Here is a 24,944-nt window from a genome sequence, read left to right on the forward strand (position 1 = left end):
TGACTTGGACGTGCTAACTATGCGCCAGACAAATATATTCCCCGGCGATAGCTTGGCTCTTGCTTGCCCGCTGAGTTGCCGCAGCGCTTTCTTTCAAGTCGTTCAGATTGAAACCATTTTTCTGCAAAAATGCCGGGACCTGGTCTTGTGCCATGCCAGACAAAAAAGGTTCGGCTTTTCTTTTCAGAAAAAAATCGATGATCTTGCTGGCCGGACGGAAGTTGGGCCGGCCGTCTGCCTGGATTTCCATCCAGGTGAAAATCAATGATGTCTCGGTTGCGGCTATTTTCATTTGCTGTAATAGCTGGGCAATATTGGCGATCGTCAAATACATGAGCAAACCTTCTGCGATGAACAGGGTCTTTTGTCTTGCATGAAAGTGCGGGCAACTGCTTAACACTTCGGCCAGAGATTGTTTACCCAGTTCAGCCGCGATATAGTGTATGCGATTTGCGTGTGATGGTCCTGCCGCAGCACGCTTCACAGTCTGTGTTGCCGGATGATCGATTTCTATCAGTTTCAATCCGGCAAACTGCTCAGCCAATTCCATGCACAGGGTATCGTAACCAGCACCTATCAAGACGATCTGACGTGTACCAGCAGCGACAGATTGTGCGGCATATTCCCTGATCAGCTTTTTGCGCAAGACATAGTGCAACAAGATACCAGGCAGAGTGATTTTCTCTGCCGCATAGGTCAGTGTGCGAAACCAGTGGCGTGCAACAAGACCGGACAGACGCGGGTGGCTGGCCCGCAATAAGCGTCGGCCATGTACTGCCATCGCGTGTGGCACCAGGTCGCGGTAATCCGGATCACGCGCCAGCATCTGCACCCCGGCTGCGACGATCAGCGCAGTGTTGCTGGCCTGATTTGTCTTCATGCTGCCTGCTCCAGGTCTGCAGAGAACATGGCTGCATGATGCAGGAACCAAGTACTCTGAAATAGTGAATCAGGGTCAAAACGGTGCTTGTAAGCCAGGAAATTTTCAAAGTTGGGATAGCAGTGGCGAATTTGCTCAACTGTCGCGAAGCGTCCATAAGTCAGGTAAAAACTGCCATCGCGTTTGATCGCCAGAGTTATCAAGCGACGGAAAGCTGCAGCGGTGGCGGCGATACCGCTCTCAGTATGTTCAGTATGCAAATTAAAGATGACGCAGGCATAATCTTGTTTGGCCCAGGGTAAAAAACTTTCTGTATCTGCCTCTATCAAGCGTACCGTGCCATAGATGAGATCCACTCCGTGCTGGCGAAAATCCTGCGCAGCATCATGCAAGAAGGCTGGCAGTTCAGCTTTGGGTACATACAACTCACCTATCATCTCCGAACCTTGATGCCCAAGCAGGCTGTCTATCTGTTTGTGATAGCCATCCAGATAAGTGGTTTGTTGCAGCCTGTCACTCCAGTAAATCTGGCCAGAGCTGGCCATATAGTGCTGGGCATAACAATCAAAGGCACGGCTCTTGTCCACATGGGCGAGTACCAGCAATTGCTGCCATTGCTCATCGCTGAGCGCATGTTCTTCCTTGATGCTGCTGGCATCAGATACCGGGCAATAGCAGGAAAATACACCGCGTTGTAAAAAGTCCGGGCTGGCAGGGTCGATGGCGAACTGGAAGTCACCATAAGCGTAGCCAGCATCTATGCGTTGTGCAAACGCGGGCATCAACTCATCCAGCGAGATGATACTGACATCACGTCGCATTTTTTGTCTTTTAGCCAGACACAGGCTGACTTTGGTAATGACGCCAAACATGCCATAACCACCTATGACCAGTCTGAAAAGGTGGCGATTGATTTCGCGGCTGCAGTGTTGCAAGTTCCCCTGCGCATCAAGCAGGCTGAAGCTTTCTACGTCGGCAATGAACGGGCGCATTTGCAAGCCACGTCCATGTACATTCGCAGACAGGCAACCACCTATACTGAGGTCATCGGCCCCAGTTTGTTTTTGCCGTATGCCCCACTGATGCAAGCTGTCTTTCTGGGCGGCTTCCAGGTAATCAATCAGCGCAGGCCACTGTATGCCAGCCTCGACCGTGATGATGCCCAGTTCGCGATCGAAGTCCAGCACTTTATCCATGCCACGCATGTCCAGCAAGACCGCATCTTCAGCAAACTGCTGCCCACCCATGGCATGGCGGCCAGCACTGATGGCGATCTTTTTGCCATTGCTTTTTGCTGCGGCCAATGTGCTGGCAAGCTGTGCGAGATTGGTCACTTCAACAATCCTGCTCACTTTTGTGAGGTTGAGCGCGGAATGCACATCATTTACATTGATTACGCTATGTGACTGGTTTTTGTTGGGCATGTTGTTTTCTCCTGATTTGAAGATTCCATTTTGCGATTTTGGGTATTGATATACAATCTATTAAAAATTAGTATTGAATATCAATACCTGACGTTACTTTGTCACTTAAATTCATCCAGAAAGTGGGCGCAACATGAACCTGACTCAGCAAATCACGATTGCCCTGAAAAAGCATCTGAAGCAAAAAGGCCTGACTTATGCGCAACTGGCAGCCCATTTGCAAATCAGTGAAGCCAGCGTGAAACGTTTGTTTTCTGAATCGACGTTCACAGTACGCAGGCTGGAATCCATCTGCCAATTGCTGGAACTTGATTTCCTGGAACTGGCAAGGTTGGCGCGCGGCCAGCAAGAGTTAAAGGGGGAGCTATCAGAATCGCAAGAGCAAACACTGGCAGAGCAACCCAGGTTGCTGGGCGTGTTTTATCTCTTGCTGAACCAATGGCAAGTCAAGGAAATTGCCAGGCAATTTGAGATTGCAGAAACTGAGCTATTGCAGTTACTGATGAAGCTTGAGCGTCTGGGCCTGATCGAATTGCATCCAAATAACCGCATCAAATTATTGACCCATACCACCCTGCAATGGCGTGATGGCGGCCCCATACGCAAGAAGTACCAGTCGCAGGTCATGGAAGAATTTTTGCAAAGTGATTTTCACGAAGAACAGGCGATTTTACGCTTTGAAACCCGAGAACTTAGCGCAGCCTCGATTGCAGTATTGCAAAGAAAAATGGCGCGCCTGTTGACAGAATTTAATGAGCTGGCTGACATTGATGCCAGCTTGTCATCAGAACAAAGGCAGGGCATGGCACTGCTGTTGGCAACCCGACCCTGGGTATTTTCGCTGTTCACTGACTTGAAGCGCAAAGCTGGCAGTAAAGTCACGGCTTGAGCCGCATCAAGTAAAATAGCGCCTGCTTACAATGTCCAGCCTGCGGGCGCAATTTTCTTATGCAAGAAGTAATAGATATCGATTTTGAGCGCCGCTTTGGTGGTATTGCCCGTTTATATGGGGCTGCAGGTCTTGAACGTTTCAAGCAGGCACATGTCTGCGTCATCGGCGTAGGCGGCGTCGGTTCCTGGGTGGTGGAAGCACTGGCCCGTAGTGCCATAGGCACGATCACCATGATAGACCTCGACAATGTGGCTGAATCGAATATCAACCGGCAGATACAGGCCAATACTGACACTGTGGGCAAAGCCAAAGTCACCGCACTGGCCGAGCGCATTGCCCTGATCAATCCTTATTGTAAGGTGAACGAGGTTGAAGACTTTGTCACCCCAGACAATCTTGACGCCATGCTTGGCGAGCCCGGTTTTGATTATGTGATTGATGCGATCGACAATGTCAAAGCCAAGACTGCCTTGATTGCTTATTGCCGCCAGCATGCGATACCGCTGATTACCATAGGTGCAGCAGGTGGGCAGACTGATCCTGGCAAGATAGAAATACGCGATCTCTCACGTACCGAACAAGAGCCTTTACTGGCGCTGGTACGCAAGCGCTTGCGTCAAAACCATGGTTTCCCGCGCGGGGCAAAAAGCAAATTCGGTATTGACGCGGTATTCTCCATGGAAGCACTCAGCATGCCAGAGACTGCCGAAGCTTGTGAAGTCGATCTCAATCCCAGTGCCGATGGTAGTGCTGGTGTTACAGGATTGAATTGTGCAGGTTTTGGTTCTTCCATCGTCGTTACCGCCTCTTTCGGTCTGATGGCAGCTGCCCAGGTCTTGCGCAAACTGGCTGCGCCCGGCGTAGACAATCAAACAGAATAATTTAGGCATTTTTCAAATTTCATACCAATATTTGCGTATGGAAACAATCTTTCATACTTTGTAGGGAAAATAGCTCAAGAAATTGTGAAATTTTAGTCAGACCTTGAGTTATTGCCTCTTAGCACTTACAGTCAATTGTCAGACGAGTATATCTCGCTCTGTGGTTCTGCTTTAGTCCTGCTTTGGCCTTGATGATACTCATGTATCAGGCCAGATTCAAAAAAAGTCCTTTGCTTTAACCATGGTTTGTCACGTTCAACACAGCGTTTACGGGGGCAAGTATGTTTCAGGATATTCGCATCAAGACCAGGCTCATCTTCAGTTTTATCTTGTTGACAGCTTTGGTGTTATCCATAGGTGTGGCTGGCTATCTGAGTCTGAATGCCAGCAATAATTCGATTAAAACCGTGTATGACGACAGACTGGTCGCTCTGGGGCAACTGGATGCTGTCATGCGCCTGATTATGCGGAATCAGGTCATCGTCGCCAAGGCCATTACAGACGATCCAGAGAAGTCGGCAGCTCACATAGCCGCAGTTGAGAAAGGCAAGACAGAAGCCAGCAAGATATGGTCAGAATACATGGCGACTTATCTGACGCCAGATGAAAAAGTCCTGGCCGACCAATTTGCTGTCAGACGCAAACAGTTCCTGGATGAAGGCTTAAATCCCGCACTGGTTGCATTAAAAAATAAAGAGACGGACGCAGCGTCAAAATTATTCCATGGCAAAGTTGATCCCTTGTTTTTGACGATGAAGGAGAACATGGATGCACTCATACAACTGCAATTAAATGTCGGTAAATCTGAATATGAATCTTCGCAAAGCTTCTTCCACAGCTTCCAGATTTATGCCGCCATTTTCATCGTCTTGTCGGTGTTGTTTGCATCTGCCATGGGCATCTGGTTGGTCAACAGCATTTCACGGCCTTTGAATTATGCGGTTGAGATTGCCAATAATATCGCTGCAGGTGATTTACGCCAGGATATCAAGGTTAGCTCTAAAGATGAGACAGGCGAATTGCTGCAGTCGCTGTTCAATATGAACAAGAGCCTGATTTCCATCGTCAGCCAGGTCAGGATCAGCACGGACACTATTTTCACTGCATCGAACGAAATTGCAACTGGCAATCTGGATTTATCTGAACGTACTGAAAGCCAGGCCAGTTCACTGGAGGAAACCGCGTCGTCAATGGAGGAGCTGACCTCGACCGTACAGCACAATGCTGAAAGTGCTGCGCAAGCCAATCAACTGGTCATGTCTTCATCTGATTTTGCAAGCAAGGGCGGCGATGTGGTTGGGCAAATGGTGAATACCATGGGAGCGATCAAGGATAGCTCGCGCAAAATCGTCGATATCATCGGCGTCATTGATGGCATTGCTTTTCAGACCAATATTCTGGCACTGAATGCGGCTGTCGAAGCGGCCAGAGCCGGTGAACAGGGGCGTGGTTTTGCCGTAGTTGCTTCAGAAGTACGCAATCTGGCACAAAGATCGGCAAGTGCTGCCAAAGAAATCAAGCAATTGATCGGTGACTCAGTATCCAAAGTCGACGCAGGTACTGCACTGGTGGATGAAACCGGCGTTACCATGAGCCAGATCGTGACATCGGTCAAGCAGGTGGCAGACATCATGAGTGAGATTGCTGCGGCAGGCGGTGAGCAAAGCCGTGGGATAGAGCAGGTTAATGTGGCTATTACCCAGATGGACCAGGTGACCCAGCATAATGCCGCTTTGGTGGAAGAAGCTGCAGCAGCAGCCCAAAGCTTGCTGGAGCAGGCCGATAATCTGCATCAGGTGGTAGGCGTATTCAAAATGGCTGGCATGGCAGAAGGTGGTGACGGCAAAACCGGCAAGTTTAAGAAAGCGCAAGCAGCAAATCAGGATCAGCGTTTGCGATTAGGTTGAGCAGGCAATAAGCAAAGCCATAAGTAAAGCAATGAGCAGTAAACATAAAAAAGCCAGTCTGACTTTATATCAGACTGGCTTTTTTGAATTTCCAATCTTTAATTATCGAGTTTGAAATTGAATTCCAGCAGCGTTGTCAGGGGTTTGGAGATAGGTGCATATTTCCATTGGGATGCTGCGGCAATCACTTCCTTGTCAAAATGCTTGGGTGGATTGGCTTTGACGATCTCTACCTGCGAGACCTTACCGTCCGTATCAATGTGTACGCGCGCACTGACTACGCCTGAAGTGATGCCTGCACGTACTGCAGTGCTGGGGTATTTAGGTTGTATGCTGGAGACAACTTTCAAGGTCAGGTTTTCTACCGGTGCTGCCGCTGGTGCAGGCTTGGGTGCCGCAGCGACTACTGGTGGTGGTGCTTCAACAGGCTTGGGTGCAGGAGTAGGTGCAGGCGCTGTTGCCGTCGCGGATGCGACCTTGGGTACTTCTTTGACTTTGGCTGCCAGGGCTTTTGCTTCTGCTGCCAGTTTTGCATCCTTGGCGTCTTTAGCCTCTTTCGCTTCTTTGGCTTCCTTTGCTTCTTTCGCCAGTTTTTCTTCTTTGGCAATTTGTGCAGCGGACTTGTTGGATGCCATGTCCATCCACTTGGTCACGTCGGCAGTGTCGCCATGTTTAACGGGATTTTTTACCAGGCCGGTAGGCATGGCGCTGGATGCTGGTGCGTCATGCGCACTGGCAACAGGGGTTGGCTCCGGGGTCTTTTGACAAGCGCTAATGAGTAGAGCACTGGATGCCAGGCTGAAAGTAAGAAATGACAGCTTCCCTGTTTTTTTAATAACTACCGTTTTCATATTACTCCAGACAAAAGACCGTTTTTAAAGCTAAAGTTAAATCAAACAATCGGCTGCTTCGCTGCGAAAAAGACGGACGCATGGAAATAGTGCGATCAAAAATAAATGCATTAATTCGGTGCAAAATCGATTTGTTTGCTGCTAAGTAAATTTTCACAAATCCGAACGACTATCCTGCCATGGATATAGGCACTTAGCAATATTCAAATCACAGATGTGATTGAAATTGTGAAAATTGATATATCAAAGTTGTCCTGGTCATACCTAACTATGCAGGATTTGTGCCAAATGCTGGCTAAATCATTTAAATGATACGAATTGTGAAAAAAAAGCCAACTTCCTTCGAAGCTGGCTTGTAGTATTGTTACTAGATTATGTTGGGCTTGTTTAGTGATATTTAGTGATAAATAGATTTCATTTGCTTCAGGATTTTCCGAACACTTCATTTAATTGCTGTGTCACCCGGATAAATGTTGTGCGCTTGGTCAGTTCTTTGAGCTTGTGCGCGCCCACATAAGTACAGGCAGAACGTACTCCACCCAGAATATCCTGCAAAGTTGCTTCCACCGGGCCGCGATAAGGGATCAATACTTCCTTGCCTTCAGATGCGCGGTATTTGGCGACACCACCGGCATACTTGTCCATCGCAGCGCGGCTGCTCATGCCGTAAAAGCGCTTGAACTGCTGACCATCGCGTTCTATCAGATCACCGGCACATTCATCATGGCCAGCCAGCATGCCACCCAGCATGATGAAGTCGGCACCTGCACCAAAGGCCTTGGCCAGATCACCGGGTACAACGCAGCCCCCATCGGCACAGATCTGTCCACCCAGTCCATGGGCAGCGTCGGCGCATTCGATGACGGCGGATAATTGCGGGTAGCCTACACCCGTCATCTTGCGGGTCGTGCAGACTGAACCAGGGCCTATGCCCACCTTGACGATATCCGCGCCAGCCAGTATCAGCTCTTCAGTAATATCGCCAGTTACCACATTGCCTGCCATGATGGTCAGGTGAGGGTAAGTGGTGCGTACCTTTTTCACGAAATTGATAAAGCCTTCGGTATAGCCATTGGCCACGTCTATACAGACATACTCAATGGCATTTTGTGCACGCGCCATGACAGCTGAGAATTTTTCGAAATCAGACTGGGTAATGCCCATGGAATAGAAGGCCGTCGATTTTCTTTGCAGGGCAGAGAAATACTCAACCAGCGCGTCTTCATCATAATGCTTGTGCAGGGCAACCGACAATTGATGTGGGTCCAGTGCGGCAGCCATCTCCATGGTGCCAGTGGAATCCATATTGGCAGCAATAATGGGGATGCCGTGATAAGTCTTGCGTGAATGATGGAAAACGAATTCTCGTTCGAGGTTGACTTGAGAACGGGAGGTGAGGGTGGAACGCTTGGGGCGTATCAAAACGTCCTTGAAATCCAGCCTGAGGGTTTCTTCTATATGCATGACGACTCCAGTATGCGCCTGGCGGACGCGGGAAATCACGACTTGACGCAGCAATGCGATCAAGTCGTTGGGCCGTACTTGAGTATAGTGCAAAAAAATCCGGAATCATTATTTGAATTTCATATGGACGATATCATCCATTTCATATTCCGGATGCGCTTGATATTGCCAGGCTAATATGTTGACAGAGGCTAGGGAGAGCTTATCAGAGCGCCCACGGTGGCACAAAAACCTGACCATTTTCCAGTATTGCTTCTGCACCCACGGGCAATATCGCGACAGCACGGAAATTCTCTTCACTGGTCTTGCTCAGAGAGAATCGCGTATGCGCTGGTACGATAAGGCAGGCTCCTGCACTCAGACTGAGATGCTCTTCCCCCATGCTCACTTTTGCCGTGCCCGCAAGACAGATAAATATTTCTTCTCGCGTAAGTTCGTGGGTGGCGCCGGGTTTGTTGGAACTCAATTCAACGATCCAGGCCGAATTTTCGTGAGAACCGCGGCTGGGTGAGGCAAGGCCGGTAAATATGGCCTCATGCATGGTAAAAACTTTGGCGGACGACGCTTCGATCAGATTCATGATTTCCTCTTGTGATATAATTCACCAAAGATTATAAACTAAGGTGAATTAAATTACCACGCAAGCAAATACTGATCTGGGTGTATTGCTGAATCTGGCTTTTGGCAGTTTCAAGGAGCAATTGCACCAGCACCTGGCACAACAAGGCTACGCCGATATAAGAAGTTCTTTTGGCTATGTTTTTCGTTTGCTGAAGAATAATCCACAAAATTTGAAGCAAGTCGCAGACAGCCTGGCAATGACGCCGCAGGGTGCCTTGAAGATCATTAATGACATGGTGCTGAAAGCCTATGTCCAGCGCGAAGATGATGCGAGCGATGCAAGGGTGCGTCTGCTGCACCTGACGCCACGTGCGCTGGCCCTGATGGAAGTGGCTCACGCATTCCACCAGGAGTTTGAACGCCACTTGAGCGATCGACTGGGGGCAAGTAAGGTCAAGGCCATGCGCAATGCACTCGAACAAATAGTCGCAGATGGAGATGACTCAGCGGGTGGTTTGCCTAAATTACGCCCTTTGTAAGCGGGGAGGGGCTTAATAACTGCGATCAGTGGCAGGTGGCCTTGCCCTTGTCGCTGAAGCTTTGCCCAGGCACAGGCAAAAATTCCCATTCATAAGACTTGTCATGCAGACTTAGTTTCAATACGCCGTAGGTAGAATTATCGCGGACTTCGGTCGCGCCTTTGGGTAAAAACATGGGCGTCAGTTTGGCACCACCGGTACCAACGATGAAGCTGCGCATGCCGTTCTTGTCATCCGTGTCGCCATTGGCGTCCAGCGGGACAAAGCGTTCGTAATCATGATCGTGCGAAGCAAGTACGACGTCAGCTTTTGCTGCTACCAGCATGGCCCAGGCTTCCTGCATGTTTTTATTATTGCCATGGCCACCTGAGCTATATACAGGATGATGCCAGAAGGCCAGCGTGCAGTTTTGCTTCTTGTTGGCCAGCTCTGCCTTCAGCCATGTCAATTGCACTTGCATCTGGTTTTTATCGAGATTGCTGTTGAGTGAGAGAATTAACCACTTACCCAATTGTGTCGCATAGTAGCCGCGTCTGTCCGGCCCCGCCAGTTCACCAAAGTAATTGTAATAACCTAAAGCCCTGGGCATGCCGTAATCATGGTTGCCAGGCGAGGGCAGGGTTTTATCCTTGAAGCGACCCCAGGTCGGTTCATAACATTTTGTGAATTCTTCGGGTTTGCCGACCGGGTAAGTGTTGTCACCCAAGGTAATCACTCTGGCTGTGTTGTCTTTGGCGAGACTTGCGGCAATCAATTCCGCAGTTCTGGCTGCCATGCTTTCGAGCGGGTTCTTTTTCTTGCAAGCGGCGATATCACCAGCAGCGTAGATGGTCACGCTGATGGGTTTTTCAGCAGGTTTCTTGTCAGGCAGTTTTGTTTTTTCGGTTGCGTGTGCGGGGTAAATAAACAGGGTGGCAATGTAAAAGGCCAGAATGGAAATACGCATGAATTCTTCTTATTAAACTTTTCAACCAGCACAGCGCTGGCAGCGGACAGGAACAGGCGCGTATTTTACCTGTTCCTGGCGAGCCAATTTTATAGTTTGGCGTGCCGTAAGCGCAACGCATTGCTGATTACCGAAACAGAGCTCAGGCTCATTGCTGCACTGGCTATCATGGGGCTCAGCAAAATCCCGAACCAAGGATACAAAAGCCCGGCAGCCACAGGCACACCAACAAAATTATAGGCAAAGGCAAAGAACAGGTTTTGCCTGATGTTTTTCATCGCCTGCTGGCTCAGGGAGCGGGCTTTGACGATGCCGCGCAAATCGCCTTTCACCAGCACCACGTGGGCGCTATGCATGGCAACATCGGTTCCGCTGCCCATGGCAATGCCCACATCGGCCTGCGCCAGTGCCGGTGCGTCATTGATGCCATCGCCGGCCATGGCGACTATGCGTCCCTGTGCTTGCAATTCTTGCACGATACGGAACTTGTCTGCTGGCAGCAAGTCTGCGCGCACATCATCCAGCCCCAGTTGTTTTGCCACCGCCCGCGCCGTGTTGGCATTGTCGCCAGTCAGCACGATGATTTGCATGCCCTGCTGCTGCAACTGACCAATCGCATCCTTGCTATTGTTCTTGATCTGGTCTGCCACACTCAGCAAGGCTACCACTTTTTGATCAACTGCCATCAACATGACGGTATGCCCCAGCATCTGCAAATCGGTGACTTGCTGTTCAAGATTCGACAAATTGATGGTGTGCTCTTTCAGCAGCGCAGGATTACCCAGCAAGACTGGCTTGCCGCCCACCATGGCACGGACACCCTTGCCCGTGATCGACGTGAAGTCACTGATCACTGCTGGCTTGCAGCCACGTGCTTCTGCATAGGTGACGATTGCATGGGCGACCGGGTGCTCACTACGCTGCTCCAGTGCCATTGCCAGCGCGAGTAAATCTGTTTCTGATTCGCCACTGGCAACGCTAAAGTTTTGCAGCATTGGTTTGCCCTCGGTCAGGGTGCCGGTTTTGTCTATCAGCAGGGTATCGATTTTCTCCAGTCTTTCCAGTGCCTCGGCATCCTTGATCAAAACGCCATCATGGGCACCACGGCCTATGCCAACCGTGACCGATATCGGTGTCGCCAGGCCAAGCGCGCAAGGGCAGGCGATGATCAATACTGATACTGCGGCCATCAAACCATTCGCCAGTGCCGGTGTCGGTCCCCAGATAGCCCAGCCTATAAAGGCCAGCACGGCAACGGCAATCACGCCAGGCACAAACCAGCCGGATACCTGATCAGCCAGCTTCTGTATCGGTGCACGTGAACGTCCAGCCTGATTTACCAGGGAGATGATGCTGGCCAGCAAAGTGTCTTTGCCTATGCGTTGGGCCTGCATACTGAAACTTCCTTGCTGGTTGATGGTACCGGCGCTGACCTTGTCACCAGCCTGTTTGCTGACTGGCAGCGGTTCACCCGTCAGCATGGCTTCATCAACATTGCTATGACCATCCAGCAATACGCCATCGACAGGAATATGCGCGCCTGGCTTGACACGCAAGCTATCATTAAGCTGCACTTCGTTCAGTGCAATTTCAGTCTCGCTGCCATCGGCAGCAATGCGTATCGCAGTTGCCGGTGTCAAACCCAACAGTGCCTTGATGGCTGCATTGGTTTGCGAACGCGCACGCAACTCCAGCACCTGCCCAAGCAAGACTAAAGTAATGATGACGGCCGCAGCTTCAAAATAGAGGGGCGCCATGCCATCCATCTTGAAGGCAGCGGGCAAAATGTCTGGCAACAGCAATGCCACCAGGCTGAATACATAGGCGGCAGCCGTGCCCACACCTATCAAACTGAACATGTTCAGGTGCATGGTCTTGAAGGATGCCAGCGCACGTTCAAAAAATGGCAGCCCAGCCCATAACACCACAGGCGTCGCCAGGAGGAATTGCAGCCAGTTGAACACTGTCATACCCAGCAGGCTGTGAAAAGACACGCCAGGCAACATGTCACCCATGGTCATGATCAGCAACGGCAAACTCAACACCAGGCTGAACTTGAAGCGGCGCGTCATATCGTCCAGTTCGCTGGTATCTTCTTCTGCCGAAGCTTCCTTGGGTTCCAGCGCCATGCCACAAAGCGGGCAAGTGCCGGGGCCAACTTGTTCTATCTCCAGATGCATGGGGCAGGTGAATATCGCATCCTTCGCTACTGCCTTGGCGACGGGCTTGGATACGGGGCGTTTGGCCGGGTCCAGCCAGGCAGCTGGATCTTTACGGAACTTTTCCAGGCAAGAGTTGCAGCAAAAATAATAGCTTTGTCCTGCATGTACAAACTGATGCTGGCTTTGCGCATTGACACGCATGCCGCAAACCGGGTCCTTGTGCTCACCCTGTGCATCGCTTTGCATTGCATCGCCACTGACATTAGCAACGCTACCTAGTCCGATGATCTTCTTGGCTTTGACATAGTTTTCTGGCGCAGCATTGAATTTGCTGACGCAGGAAGTGCTGCAAAAATAGTAGGCAATACCTTGGAAACGGGCCATTTTCTCAGGGTTCTTGCTGACTTGCATGCCGCACACAGGGTCTGTGAATTTCTTGTCCTGCGTTTTTTCTTGTTCAGTGCCTGGCTGCGCTTCATGCTTGTGCCCGCAGCAACTGCCCATATGCTGGTGATTTGTTTGGTCTTGAGTCATCGTTTTTCCTTCCAATACAAAATTAGCTTGATTGGCTTATCATAGACCCCGTACCCAAGAACAGAGTCAAGGACTTTTTAGCTATGCTTGATGCAGATCAATATACGATAGGGCAATTGGCCAAGGCAGCGGGCGTGGGCGTAGAAACCATACGTTACTACCAGCGCCGCGATTTGCTGCCTGTGCCTGAAGTTGCCAGTGGCTTCAGAACCTACCCAGCCCGCCTGGCAGAGCGCATACGGTTTATCAAAAGGGCGCAGGAACTGGGTTTTAGCCTCGATGAAATCGCCAATTTGCTGATGCTGGAAGATGGTAATGACAGGCAAGCCATACGCGATGTCGCACAGGAACGTTTGCTGCAAGTACAGGCCAAACTGGCTGATCTGCACAGGATGGAAGACATGTTGACTCAGTTGATACACCAGTGCGTGTCATCAACGCAGCAGGTGCAGTGCCCGATAATTCAGGCCTTGGCGAGCAGCAGTCCTGACGAAGTGAAAGCTTGTCAACACTGAAGCAAGTTCTGCCTCAGTGCTCACCGTTGGCGACCCAGTCCGGCTTCTCGGTTTGCACGTAGTGGATCAGGGCATCCACCACCAGAGGGTCAAATTGTGTGCCGCTCCGGGATTTGATATAGGCGATCGTGTCTTCCAGTGACCAGGGTTCCTTATAGGGACGGCGGTGCAATAAGGCATCAAACACGTCGACCACTGCAACGATGCGTGCTGACAAGGGGATATCTTCCCCTTTCAATTTGCGTGGATAACCATGACCATCAAAATGCTCATGATGGCTGCCTGCAATTTGTGAGCCATAAGTCAGGTAGCTGACACCGTCCACCATGGTAGCGGCACGCGCCAACACGGTTTCACCTGCCAATGCATGGTATTCCATGATGACGCGCTCCTCCTTGTCATGGCCGCCAGCTTTCAGCAAGACCGCGTCTGGTGTCGCCACCTTGCCCACATCATGCAGGATGCTGGCAATACCCACCATTTCCATGAATTGTGGTGTCAGGTCAGTGGCAAAATTATTGCGTCGCTTGAGTTCACTGGCAATGGCATTGGTCAGTCTGCAGACGCGCTGTACATGGCCACCTGTATCGGTATCGCGGGATTCTGCAAGGTCAGTCAGGGCGACAACCGAGGCTTCCTGCGCTTTTTGCAATTGCTCGTTCAGATAGCGATTATCAAACGCGGCAGCAATGCGGTCGCAGAATAATTCCAGCAAGTCGCGCTGCATTTGCCCCAGTGGCCAGGGCGGCGTCACCAGGATGGCAAATTCATGGCCTTGCCTGGTGTGTATGAACAAGACATCCGCAGGATGCTGGAACTGGCTTTTCTTTTCGTTGAAGGCTTTTTCGACGATGACGGTCCATTCACAATCTTGCGGCAATTTATCCAGTCCAGAAAAATTGCTGTAAGTACCGGTCGCCGCAATAACGCTGGCTTGCAGATTGCCATCTGGTGTGCCAAGCGGATTACGTGACAGGCATAAGACGCCATCAGCACCGACATCGAGGATGGCGCCGATCTGGTTCAGCACGCCACAGGCAAATTCCTTCAATGACTTTAACTCATACAAATTGGCAGATGCCTGCAGTATGCGTGTCAAACCTATGCGGCTGCGCTCTATCGACAGCAGGCCTTCATAAGCACGCAGTGATGCTATCACCGTGGTGAACAGGCGCTGGGTAGTCAGTTCGGTCTTGGTTTTATAGTCATTGATGTCGTAATCGACAATGACACTTTTTTCAGGTGCCTGGCCAGGCTGGCCAGTGCGCAGTACGATGCGCACCAGTTGATTCTTGAGTTCTTCGCGTATGCGTTTTACCAGGCGCAAACCGGCGTCATCGGTCTCCATGACGACATCCAGCAAGATCAGGTTGATGTCGTTTTCCCTGCTTAAAATGTCAAACGCTTCTGATGCACTGTGGGCTGACAATATGTCCAGCGGGCGTCCCTTGAAAACGATATTGTTCAGGGCCAGGCGGGTAACGGCATGTATGTCTTCTTCATCATCAACGATGAGCAGTCGCCAGGGGTGTGATTCAAATGAGGTGTCCAGCTGTTCCTGTGACTTGTCATTACTTTCATCTTCAATGATCCAGTCTTCTTCTGATCCCTGTTCGTGATTCATGCACTCCCCCGATCATTTGCACTGCAACATGACTTTTGGTCAGATAATCAATCGAAACGGCCTGTATCCTGGGAATTTATTATGCCAGCAATTCTATGAAAATGCCTTCCAGCATCATTTTATTATGTGGTATTTGACAGACATTCACATTGCTGCCGTAGTGATGGCGGTTTCGCTGGACGTAACAGCATTGAGTCGCAGTCGATGCAATACCATATCAACAATTAATGTCTCGGCCTCCTCAAAATCATTTTCATTCAATGGGCTATGTCCCAGTACCAGGCTCATCTGGGCGGCAAAATCGGCATAGGACTGCGTCATCGCCCAGATCGAAAATAACAAGTGTGTCGTATTCACTGCAGCAATTTTGCCAGCCGCCATCCAGGCCTCAAATACAGCGATATCTTTCTGTAACAACGGCAGGATTTTATTCCGCATGGTCTCGGCATATACAGGTGCACCACTGATGACTTCCATCGCATATACACGTGAGGCTTGAGGCTGCTCACGCGAGAAGCGCAGTTTGGCCCGTATGTAATTCCCTAGCAGTGTCGCCGGGTCATGCTCGGGGTCCGCCAGGATATTCATACGGTCCAGCCATTGGTCCAACACCTGATCCAGCACCTTCTCATACAGTATCTGTTTGGTAGGGAAGTAGTACAGCAGATTCTGCTTCGACAGGCCAGCGCGCTCGGCGATTGATGCCAGCGCCGTGCCTGCATAACCAGCCTCGGCAAATACCTCGACTGCGGCCTGCATGATACGGGCCTCCAGTGCATCGCGTGAGCGCGTGAGTTTATCCGGCGCCCTATCCATGGTGCTGCTTCATCAAAAAAGCTTTCAATGCATCCGCATCACTATAAGCGATATTGAAACGGAACCAGGGGTGATCACTGGCGCGCAAGCTAAAGAACTCGTCTGGTGCCAGCAAGATGCCTTCTTGCAAAGCCTGGCGTGAAATCTCGCTGGCACTAGCCTTGCTGTCTTTCCAGCCCGCGCTGATGAACATGCCACCACGTGGTTCAGCCAAGGGTGTCAAACCTGCTGCCAGCAGCATGTCCATACTGGCATTGCGCGAGGTTTCCAATTGGCGTTTAAGTTTTTCCAGCATGCGCCGGTACAGGCGCGAGCTGATTGCATGCAGCACGGCACGTTCATTGATTTCAGATGTCGTCAAACCAGCCAGCATCTTCACCCTCAGCAGTTCACCTACCAAAGAATGCGATGCGCAGATCGAGCCTACACGCAGGGTAGGGGATAGCGTCTTGGAAAAACTGCCCACCCGTATCACACGGCGCAAACCATCCATCGCTGCCAGTGAAGGTTCAGGCCGTGGGCAGAGTTCACGGTAGATATCATCTTCCACCAGCCAGAAGTCAAACTGTTCTGCCAAAGCCAGCAGGCGGTGTGCCTGCGCCTGGCTCAGGCTGGTGCCCAGCGGGTTTTGCAAGACCGTATTCACAAACATCAGCTTGGGCTGGTGCAGCAGAGCTTTTTCCATGAGGCTGTCGAGATTCAGACCTTTTTCATCACGGGCTATGCCTATAGGTATGCAGCCGTGATGGCGTATCAGGGATAGCAGATTGCTATAACCGGGGTCTTCTACCAGTACGGTGTCACCAGGCTTGCACAGCGTCCGTAAGATGAGGTCAAAACCATGGGTAGCACCATGGGTCAGCAATATCTGTTCAGAATCAACACTGAACAGTTCCTGTGACAGGCTGCCGGCCAGGTGCTGGCGCAGGCTGGGGAAACCCAGCGGGTTACCATAGCCACGCAGGCGCTGGGTAGGGATACGCATGGATTGCTTAAGTGCATCCAGCAAAATATCATCGCCATACCACTCTGGCGGCAACCAGCCAGAACCTACCGGCAGGGCGCTAGATACGCCAGAATACAAATCCGGGCTTAAGGCATCCAGCGCGCTAGGTATGACGGCTTGCGCCATGGGCTGCGGTGTACAGGCTGGTTTGGTGACAAAATAACCAGAACCACGTCGTGAACTGAGCAGGCCCAGGGTAATTAGCCGCTCATAAGACTCCACAACTGTAAAGGTGCTGACCGCATTGCATTTTGCAAACTGCCGCACTGAGGGCATTTTGCTACCCTGCGCCAGGTCATTCTGCCGCACCAGCCTGGTTACCTCTTGCACAATCTGGTCGACCAGGCTGGCCTGGCGGCTGCGCTCCAGCGACAGTTGCGGCCAGACTGGGCTTTGCTCTATTGCCTGCATTTCTTTTACGGCGTCCATGCTTTTTACTCCTCGCTAGACATAAACTAAATTGTGCAGGTGCACACAACTGTTATGTCTCGGCTACCAATACGGTTGGATGAAATTAAACTGGCTGTATATGTCATTACTGCATATGCTTATTTAACATTTCAGCATATTTTTACCACTTGGTAAATTGTTTTCAGGAGAAGCCCATGCTCAGCAAACAACAACTCAATTCCTACTGGATGCCTTTCACGGCCAACCGTGACTATAAAGAGGCCCCGCGTCTGGTGGCATCTGCCTCTGGCATGTACTACCGCGACCAGAATGGCCGCGAGATACTCGATGGTACGGCAGGCCTGTGGTGCGTGCCGCTGGGCCATTCCCATCCAACTGTGGTGAAAGCGGTACAAGATGCCGTAGCGACACTGGATTACGCACCCGCCTTCCAGATCGGCCACCCGCAAGCCTTCGAGCTGGCAGAACAGTTGATCGACTATAGCGGTAACAAATTCGGCCAGGTCTTTTATACCAATTCCGGCTCGGAAGCTGTTGATACTGCCATGAAAATGGTGCTGGCTTATCACCGCAGCCGTGGCGAAGCCCAGCGCACCCGCTTCATCAGCCGCGAACGTGCATATCACGGCGTTGGCTTTGGCGGTATGTCACTCGGTGGTCTGCCTGCCAACCGCAAACAGTTTGGCACCTTGCTGGCTGGTGTTGATTACCTGCCACACACGCATAACCTGGAAAAAAATGCTTTCACCCGTGGCTTGCCAGAATACGGCACCCACCTGGCAGATGAGCTCGAACGCCTGATTGCCCTGCATGATATCTCCACCATCGCTGCAGTCATCGTCGAGCCACTGGCTGGCTCTGCTGGCGTTATCCTGCCATCAAAAGGTTACTTGAAACGCCTGCGTGAACTTTGTGATAAACACGGCATCCTGCTGATATTTGATGAAGTCATCACCGGCTTTGGCCGCATGGGTACGCCATTCGCATCCGATTTCTTTGGCGTCACGCCTGACTTCATGACGACTGCCAAGGGCCTGACCAATGGTGTCGTGCCTATGGGAGCGGTATTCAGCCATCAAAAAATCTACGACGCCTTGATGGAAGGCCCGGCAGGCATAGAACTGTTCCATGGCTACACCTATTCCGGTCACCCTCTGGCGGTTGCTGCCAGCCTGGCTTCCCTCAAAGTATTCAAGGAAGAAAAAGTGCTGGAACATGCACAAAGCATGACTGCTTATTGGGAAGACGGCCTGCATTCATTGAAAGGCCTGCCGCACGTCATAGACTTGCGCAATGTCGGCCTCATCGGTGCGATAGAGCTCGAATCCATGCCCGGCAAAGTCGGTGCACGCGCCATGGCCGCCTACAAGAAAGCCTTTGCTGAAGGTGTACTGGTACGCACGACGGGCGACATCATCGCCATGTCACCTCCATTGATTCTGGAGAAAAAACACGTAGACCAGCTGTTCGGCAAACTGCACGACATTCTGAAACACCTCGATTAATCTGGCGAACATCATGACCACATATCAAGTCAATCACTACATCAACGGCGAACTGCATCAAAGCGTGCAGCCACGTTTTGCCGATATTTATAATCCTGCGCTCGGTTCAGTCCAGGGCCAGGTCGCGCTGGGTAGCGAGCAGGATGTTAACCTGGCAGTTGCCGCAGCCGCAAAGGCTTTTCCTGCATGGTCAAACACACCAGCCCTGTCGCGCGCCCGCGTGCTCATGGCTTACCTGAACCTGCTGCAACAGCACACCGATGAATTTGCCAATCTGCTGACCAAGGAACATGGCAAGACCCTGGCCGATGCCAAAGGTGAAGTCGCGCGTGGCATAGAAGTGGTGGAATTTGCGATTGGCATTCCACAGTTGTTGAAGGGTGAATATTCCGAACAAATCGCCCGCGGCATTGATGCCTGCAGCATGCGCCAACCGCTGGGTGTAGTCGCTGGCATCACGCCATTCAACTTCCCCGTCATGGTGCCGATGTGGATGTTTCCTATCGCTATCGCCTGCGGCAATACCTTTATTCTGAAACCGTCCGAGCGTGATCCATCTGCATCCTTGCTGCATGCAAAACTGCTCAAGCAGGCCGGTTTGCCTGACGGTGTTTTCAATGTTGTACAAGGTGATAAAACTGTCGTTGATGCATTGCTTGATCATCCGGAAGTGCAGGCCATCAGCTTCGTCGGTTCCACCCCGATTGCCCAGGCAATCTACGCACGCGGTTGCGCCAATGGCAAGCGCGTGCAGGCACTGGGTGGTGCAAAAAATCATATGGTCGTCATGCCAGACGCTGATCTGGATATGGCGGTCGATGCCTTGATGGGCGCAGCTTATGGCTCTGCTGGCGAACGCTGCATGGCCATCTCGGTTGCCGTCGCCGTTGGTTCTGCTGCTGATGCCCTGGTCGATGCCATGGCAGCGCGGGTCAAATCCCTCAAGATCAATAATGGCCTTATCCCTGATGCAGAAATGGGCCCGGTCATTACTCACGCCGCCAAGGAGCGCATAGAAAGCCTGATAGGCGATGGCGTGGCAGAAGGTGCGAAACTTGTTGTTGATGGACGCAACTTCAAAGTGCCAGGACATGAGCAAGGTTTCTTCTGCGGTGGCAGCCTGTTCGATCATGTGACGCCAGAAATGACTGTATACAAACAAGAGATTTTTGGCCCGGTATTGTGCGTAGTACGCGTACCAGACATGGAGGCAGCAGCAGACCTCATCAACAAACATGAATACGGCAATGGCGTCGCCGTCTTCACGCGCGATGGTGGTACTGCACGTGAATTCGTGCGCATGATACAGGTTGGCATGGTCGGTGTGAACGTACCTTTGCCTGTGCCTATGGCCTTCCATAGTTTTGGTGGCTGGAAGCGCAGCCTGTTTGGCGATCATCATATCTATGGCCCTGAAGGCGTGCGCTTTTATACCCGCGTCAAAGCAGTCATGCAGCGCTGGCCAGACAGTATTTCTAAGGGGGCAGAATTTTCATTCCCTCAAAATAAATAATCGCTGTCACGAAACTTGCTTTTAGAAAAAAGTTAGCAAACCGAGATTGATTGGAGCCACCATGTTGGAAGCCCTTAAGCATTTACCCCAGGCAGAAGAAAGTCAGGAAACGCTGCGTTCGCATTTCACTGACTTGAATCCGGCACTGAACAAGCGCCAGGCAGCGATAGAAAGTGACCGCTGCCTCTATTGTTACGACGCTCCCTGCACACGCATCTGCCCGTCAGAAATTGATGTGCCCAGCTTTATCCAGAATATTGCTGTCGGCAATATCAATGGTGCGGCCAAAGTCATCCTCGATCAAAACATCCTTGGTGCAAGCTGCTCACGCGTCTGCCCAACTGAGATTTTGTGCGAGCATGCCTGCGTGCGCAATCATGATGCAGAAGGTGCACCAGTCAAGATCGGTCTGCTGCAACGCTTTGCACTCGACAATGCAAAATTCGAACAGCATCCTTTCCAGCGCGCTGCCAGCACAGGTAAAACAGTCGCCATCGTCGGCGGTGGCCCTGCTGGTTTATCCTGTGCGCACAGGTTGGCGACATTAGGCCACGATGTCGTGATTTTTGAAGCAAAACAAAAATCCGGTGGCCTCAATGAATATGGTATCGCCAAATACAAATTGACGGAAGACAGTGCCCAGCGTGAGGTGGAATTCCTGCTGCAAATTGGTGGCATCACCGTCAAGCATGAACAGGTACTGGGCCACAACTTGCAACTGGCAGATTTACGCCGTGATTATGATGCCGTCTTCCTCGGCCTTGGCTTGGGTGCCAGCCGCCAGCTAGGCCTGACAGGTGAAGATGCCCCCGGCCTGATGGCAGCTGTCGATTACATCGCCGAACTGCGCCAGGCAGAAGACCTGACTAAACTGCCGGTACCCAAACAATGCGTGGTCATCGGTGCCGGCAATACTGCCATCGATATGGCAGTGCAAATCGCACGCCTTGGTGCAGAGCAAGTCACTCTGGTGTACCGCCGTGGTGCGGAACATATGTCTGCCACCCATCATGAACAGGATATCGCCAAGGCCAACCAGGTGCGCATCGTCACCTGGGCGCAACCGCAAGAAGTCTTGCGCGATGCAGAAGGCAAGGTCAGTGGCATGCGTTTTGCCCGTACCAAAGAAGTGGACGGCAAATTGCAAACCAGCGGTGCCACTATCGACATCCCCGCACAAGCCGTTTTCAAAGCCATAGGCCAAAGCATGGACAACAGCAGCCTGTCAGATGCACTGGCAAAGGACCTGCAAAAGCAGAATGACAAAATCCATGTGGATGGGCAGTACCGCACCAGTGTCACAGGCATTTATGCCGGTGGCGATTGCATCGCCGACGGGCAGGACTTGACGGTACAGGCAGTCCAACATGGCAAGCTGGCAGCGCTGGCGATTGATAATGATTTGAAAGCGAAGGTGTAATATGGCTGACCTCTCGATTAACTTTGCCGGCATCAAGGCACCCAATCCTTTCTGGCTGGCTTCTGCTCCACCGACCGACAAGGCCTACAACGTCATCCGCGCTTTTGAAGCAGGCTGGGGCGGCGTGGTCTGGAAAACCCTGGGCGAAGACCCGCCACCGGTCAACGTCTCTTCGCGTTACTCTGCCCACTTTGGCAAGAACCGTGAAGTGCTGGGTTTCAATAACATAGAACTGATCACCGACCGCAGCCTGGAAATCAACCTGCGCGAAATCACGCAAGTCAAAAAAGACTGGCCAGACCGCGCCATGATCGTGTCCCTGATGTACCCCTGCGAAGAAGAAAGCTGGGCACGCATCCTGCCACTGGTAGAAGCCACAGGCGCAGACGGCATAGAACTCAACTTCGGCTGCCCGCACGGCATGCCAGAGCGCGGCATGGGTGCAGCAGTAGGGCAGGTGCCAGAATACGTGGAAATGATCACGCGCTGGTGCAAGAAATATTGCTCATTGCCCGTCATCGTCAAGCTCACACCCAACATCACTGACGTGCGCATACCAGCCCGCGCTGCCTTCAATGGAGGTGCTGATGCAGTGTCGCTGATCAATACCATCAACTCCATCACCTCGATAGACCTCGACCAGATGATCGCCCGCCCCATCGTCGGCACGCAAAGTACGCATGGCGGTTATTGCGGCAGCGCAGTCAAACCTATCGCTTTGAACATGGTGGCAGAAATCGCGCGTGACCCGGCCACCAAGGGTCTGCCCATCTCAGGCATAGGCGGCATAGGCAACTGGCGCGATGCAGCAGAGTTCCTGGCGCTGGGTGCAGGTTCGGTGCAGGTCTGTACTGCCGCCATGTTGCACGGTTTCCGCATCGTCAAGGAAATGACAGACGGCTTGTCCCGCTGGATGGATGAAAAAGGCTACGAGCGCATCAGTGACTTTGCCGGTAAAGCCGTCGCCAATACGACAGACTGGAAATACCTGGACATGAACTATGCCGTCATTGCCGAAATAGACCAGGACAAATGCATACAATGCGGCCGCTGCTATATTGCCTGCGAAGACACATCGCATCAGTCGATTGCCCAGTTGATTGCTGACAACGGCACCCGCAAATACGAAGTCATCAAGGAAGAATGCGTAGGCTGCAACCTCTGCCAGATCACTTGCCCGGTAGAACAGTGCATCACCATGGTGCCCCAGGCAACTGGCAAGCCGTATATGAACTGGACACAAGACCCGCGCAACCCGCGTGCGGTGTTGAAATAATTGCTTGTACTTGGAGGGGAGTGGGGGTATAAATTCTGTCAGATTTAGTAATCTGGGTGTTTAGACTCCTTCCCCTTCAAGTGGTGAGGATATTTTGCACATCATCAGCATCTGGAATAAAGTTTGCTATAGCTTTCGTACCTGAATTTTTTCGAATATTCCACCTGGAGAAGAGTATATGCAGACACAAAGCGGGCAACTTTGGAATGAGGATTTAGCACCTACTTCAGAAGCACAGCGCACCTGGCGCTGGTATCACTTTGCTGCGCTCTGGGTCGGCATGGTCATGTGTATTCCGGCTTATACGCTGGCGGCCAGCCTTATCGAAGGCGGCATGTCGGGCTACCAGGCGGTGGTCACCGTGTTCCTTGCCAATGCCATCGTACTCGTCCCCATGTTACTGATAGGCCATGCCGGTGCCAAGTACGGCATCCCTTATGCCGTGCTGGCGCGCACTTCCTTTGGCGTGCGCGGCGCACGCTTGCCTGCCTTTATGCGTGCCATCGTCGCCTGCGGCTGGTATGGCATACAAACCTGGTTTGGTGGGCAAATGATTTATACCCTGGGTGGCGTCATGTTAGGCCATCCTCTCGGTGGTGACAATATTGCAGGCCTGGGCATTAACGCTGCGCAACTGGTGTGTTTCCTGATTTTCTGGGCCATACAGTTCTGGTACATCTTCCATGGCATGGATTCGATACGCAAGCTGGAAACCTATACCGCGCCTTTGAAAATCATCATCTGCTTTGTGCTGCTGGGCTGGGTCTATAACAAGGCGGGCGGCTTTGGCCCATTACTGGATCAACCTTCCCAATTCGTCGAAGGTGGTAAAAAAGCCGGGCAATTCTGGTCTGCCTTCTGGCCTTCACTGACAGCCATGGTCGGCTTCTGGGCTACCCTGGCTTTGAACATCCCTGACTTTACCCGCTTTGCCAAATCACAAAAAGACCAGATACTCGGCCAGACCATAGGCTTGCCCGCACCCATGGGCTTGCTTGCCTTGCTGGCGGTGATCGTCACCTCTGCCACGGTAGTTCTGTACGGCAAAGCCCTGTGGGACCCGGTAGACCTCGCCAGCCGCATGACGGGCATTGCCGTGTTGATCGCCTTGCTGATCTTGCTGATAGATACTGTATCCGTTAACCTGGCCGCCAACCTCGTCGGCCCGGCTTATGATTTCTCGGCCCTGAACCCAAAGCTGATCTCGTATAAAACCGGTGGCTATATCACCGCCTCCATCGCCCTCATCATGATGCCGTGGAAGATATTGGAATCTACCCAGGGTTATATCTTCACCTGGCTGATCGGTTATTCTGCCTTGCTTGGCCCCATCGCCGGTATTCTGATCATCGATTATTACTTCATCCGCAAGACAGAAATTGATGTCGCAGCCCTGTATCAGGATGAAGGCAAGTACAGCTATAAAAATGGCTGGAACATGGCCGCCGTGATCGCTTTCGTGATCGGCGTCTTGCCGAATATCCCGGGTTTTTTGAATGCAGCTTTCCCTGCCAGCTTCCCGGCTATTCCAGAAGTATTAAAAACCATCTACACCTACGCCTGGTTCGTCGGCCTGGCCTTGTCTGGTGTGGTGTATATGGGTTTGATGAGTGGTAAGAAAGTTTGAATTTTGAATGTGCAAAATCACGGAGTAGGTACAAGAACGAGGTTGGCGAATGCGTAGGTTGGGCTACGGTTTATCAGCCCAACACTGTGCCTCAAATAACGTATACGTTTTTTGAAAGCCGAGTGTTGGGCTGGTGAAGCGTAGCCCAACCTACGATACTAAATTAACGTATACGTTTTTGAAAGCCCAG

At 51.6% G+C, this 24,944-nt stretch carries 20 protein-coding genes; 10 read left to right on the top strand and 10 right to left on the bottom strand.

All coding sequences use genetic code 11. The features are described 5' to 3' along the window. Positions 1–13 precede the first annotated feature (13 nt). Positions 14–880, bottom strand: a complete 867-nt coding sequence (locus tag AC3WQT_RS20575; protein WP_492706590.1) for a class I SAM-dependent methyltransferase — start codon at positions 878–880, stop codon at positions 14–16. Then, positions 877–2,304: an FAD-binding oxidoreductase gene (locus AC3WQT_RS20580; RefSeq protein WP_492706592.1), complete on the bottom strand. Its 1,428-nt coding sequence runs from the start codon at positions 2,302–2,304 to the stop codon at positions 877–879. Before AC3WQT_RS20580 ends, AC3WQT_RS20575 begins: the two co-directional genes overlap by 4 nt. 133 nt (positions 2,305–2,437) lie before the next feature. Between AC3WQT_RS20580 and AC3WQT_RS20585 the strand changes: the two genes are divergently transcribed. The 3 genes from AC3WQT_RS20585 (at position 2,438) to AC3WQT_RS20595 (ending at position 5,984) form a co-directional block, all read left to right on the top strand. Beyond that, complete coding sequence (locus AC3WQT_RS20585; protein ID WP_492706594.1) at positions 2,438–3,193, top strand: helix-turn-helix domain-containing protein; 756 nt, start codon at positions 2,438–2,440, stop codon at positions 3,191–3,193. 59 nt (positions 3,194–3,252) lie between these two features. Then, positions 3,253–4,077 carry a tRNA cyclic N6-threonylcarbamoyladenosine(37) synthase TcdA gene (gene tcdA, locus AC3WQT_RS20590; protein WP_492706596.1) on the top strand — a complete coding sequence of 275 codons (825 nt, stop codon included), beginning with the start codon at positions 3,253–3,255 and terminating at the stop codon, positions 4,075–4,077. Between the two features lie 281 nt (positions 4,078–4,358). Beyond that, complete coding sequence (locus AC3WQT_RS20595) at positions 4,359–5,984, top strand: methyl-accepting chemotaxis protein (protein ID WP_492706597.1); 1,626 nt, start codon at positions 4,359–4,361, stop codon at positions 5,982–5,984. 98 nt (positions 5,985–6,082) lie between these two features. Here AC3WQT_RS20595 and AC3WQT_RS20600 read toward each other — a convergent pair whose 3' ends face one another. The 3 genes from AC3WQT_RS20600 to AC3WQT_RS20610 form a co-directional block, all read right to left on the bottom strand. Beyond that, positions 6,083–6,835, bottom strand: a complete 753-nt coding sequence (locus AC3WQT_RS20600; RefSeq protein ID WP_492706599.1) for an energy transducer TonB — start codon at positions 6,833–6,835, stop codon at positions 6,083–6,085. A 423-nt stretch (positions 6,836–7,258) separates the two neighbouring features. Beyond that, positions 7,259–8,299: a GMP reductase gene (locus tag AC3WQT_RS20605; protein WP_492706831.1), complete on the bottom strand. Its 1,041-nt coding sequence runs from the start codon at positions 8,297–8,299 to the stop codon at positions 7,259–7,261. A gap of 205 nt (positions 8,300–8,504) precedes the next feature. Next, positions 8,505–8,879: a cupin domain-containing protein gene (locus tag AC3WQT_RS20610; RefSeq protein ID WP_492706601.1), complete on the bottom strand. Its 375-nt coding sequence runs from the start codon at positions 8,877–8,879 to the stop codon at positions 8,505–8,507. 85 nt (positions 8,880–8,964) lie between these two features. Between AC3WQT_RS20610 and AC3WQT_RS20615 the strand changes: the two genes are divergently transcribed. Next, complete coding sequence (locus AC3WQT_RS20615) at positions 8,965–9,399, top strand: MarR family winged helix-turn-helix transcriptional regulator (RefSeq protein WP_492706603.1); 435 nt, start codon at positions 8,965–8,967, stop codon at positions 9,397–9,399. A gap of 25 nt (positions 9,400–9,424) precedes the next feature. Here AC3WQT_RS20615 and AC3WQT_RS20620 read toward each other — a convergent pair whose 3' ends face one another. Continuing rightward, entirely contained in the window at positions 9,425–10,345 is a 921-nt protein-coding gene (locus tag AC3WQT_RS20620; RefSeq protein WP_492706605.1) for a metallophosphoesterase family protein, read from the bottom strand. 89 nt (positions 10,346–10,434) lie between these two features. Further along, positions 10,435–13,041, bottom strand: coding sequence for a heavy metal translocating P-type ATPase (locus tag AC3WQT_RS20625; RefSeq protein WP_492706607.1), 2,607 nt, complete (start codon positions 13,039–13,041; stop codon positions 10,435–10,437). A gap of 83 nt (positions 13,042–13,124) precedes the next feature. Between AC3WQT_RS20625 and AC3WQT_RS20630 the strand changes: the two genes are divergently transcribed. Next, on the top strand, positions 13,125–13,556 hold the full coding sequence (locus AC3WQT_RS20630) for a MerR family transcriptional regulator (RefSeq protein WP_492706609.1): 432 nt from the start codon (positions 13,125–13,127) through the stop codon (positions 13,554–13,556). Between the two features lie 13 nt (positions 13,557–13,569). On the opposite strand, the gene AC3WQT_RS20635 is transcribed toward AC3WQT_RS20630, so the two are convergent. The 3 genes from AC3WQT_RS20635 to AC3WQT_RS20645 all read right to left on the bottom strand — a co-directional run bounded on the left by AC3WQT_RS20635 (position 13,570) and on the right by AC3WQT_RS20645 (position 17,431). Next, on the bottom strand, positions 13,570–15,180 hold the full coding sequence (locus AC3WQT_RS20635) for a DUF3369 domain-containing protein (protein ID WP_492706611.1): 1,611 nt from the start codon (positions 15,178–15,180) through the stop codon (positions 13,570–13,572). Between the two features lie 144 nt (positions 15,181–15,324). Beyond that, positions 15,325–15,996, bottom strand: coding sequence for a TetR/AcrR family transcriptional regulator (locus AC3WQT_RS20640; RefSeq protein ID WP_492706613.1), 672 nt, complete (start codon positions 15,994–15,996; stop codon positions 15,325–15,327). Further along, complete coding sequence (locus AC3WQT_RS20645; protein WP_492706615.1) at positions 15,989–17,431, bottom strand: aminotransferase-like domain-containing protein; 1,443 nt, start codon at positions 17,429–17,431, stop codon at positions 15,989–15,991. The genes AC3WQT_RS20640 and AC3WQT_RS20645 overlap by 8 nt, the downstream gene beginning before the upstream one ends. A gap of 176 nt (positions 17,432–17,607) precedes the next feature. Between AC3WQT_RS20645 and aptA the strand changes: the two genes are divergently transcribed. The 5 genes from aptA to AC3WQT_RS20670 all read left to right on the top strand — a co-directional run bounded on the left by aptA (position 17,608) and on the right by AC3WQT_RS20670 (position 24,754). Further along, positions 17,608–18,918, top strand: coding sequence for an omega-aminotransferase AptA (gene aptA / locus AC3WQT_RS20650; protein ID WP_492706617.1), 1,311 nt, complete (start codon positions 17,608–17,610; stop codon positions 18,916–18,918). Positions 18,919–18,931: 13 nt separating this feature from the next. After that, positions 18,932–20,431, top strand: a complete 1,500-nt coding sequence (locus AC3WQT_RS20655) for a CoA-acylating methylmalonate-semialdehyde dehydrogenase (protein ID WP_492706619.1) — start codon at positions 18,932–18,934, stop codon at positions 20,429–20,431. A gap of 61 nt (positions 20,432–20,492) precedes the next feature. Further along, on the top strand, positions 20,493–21,851 hold the full coding sequence (locus tag AC3WQT_RS20660) for an NAD(P)-dependent oxidoreductase (protein WP_492706621.1): 1,359 nt from the start codon (positions 20,493–20,495) through the stop codon (positions 21,849–21,851). A gap of 1 nt (position 21,852) precedes the next feature. Next, positions 21,853–23,127 (top strand): NAD-dependent dihydropyrimidine dehydrogenase subunit PreA, encoded by a 1,275-nt coding sequence (preA, locus tag AC3WQT_RS20665; RefSeq protein ID WP_492706622.1) that lies wholly within the window; start codon positions 21,853–21,855, stop codon positions 23,125–23,127. Positions 23,128–23,305: 178 nt separating this feature from the next. After that, the gene (locus AC3WQT_RS20670; protein ID WP_492706624.1) at positions 23,306–24,754 is read left to right on the top strand and encodes an NCS1 family nucleobase:cation symporter-1; all 1,449 of its coding nucleotides are present in this window, start codon (positions 23,306–23,308) and stop codon (positions 24,752–24,754) included. Positions 24,755–24,944: the final 190 nt, after the last annotated feature.

The organism is Undibacterium sp. FW305-107, from assembly GCF_058788535.1.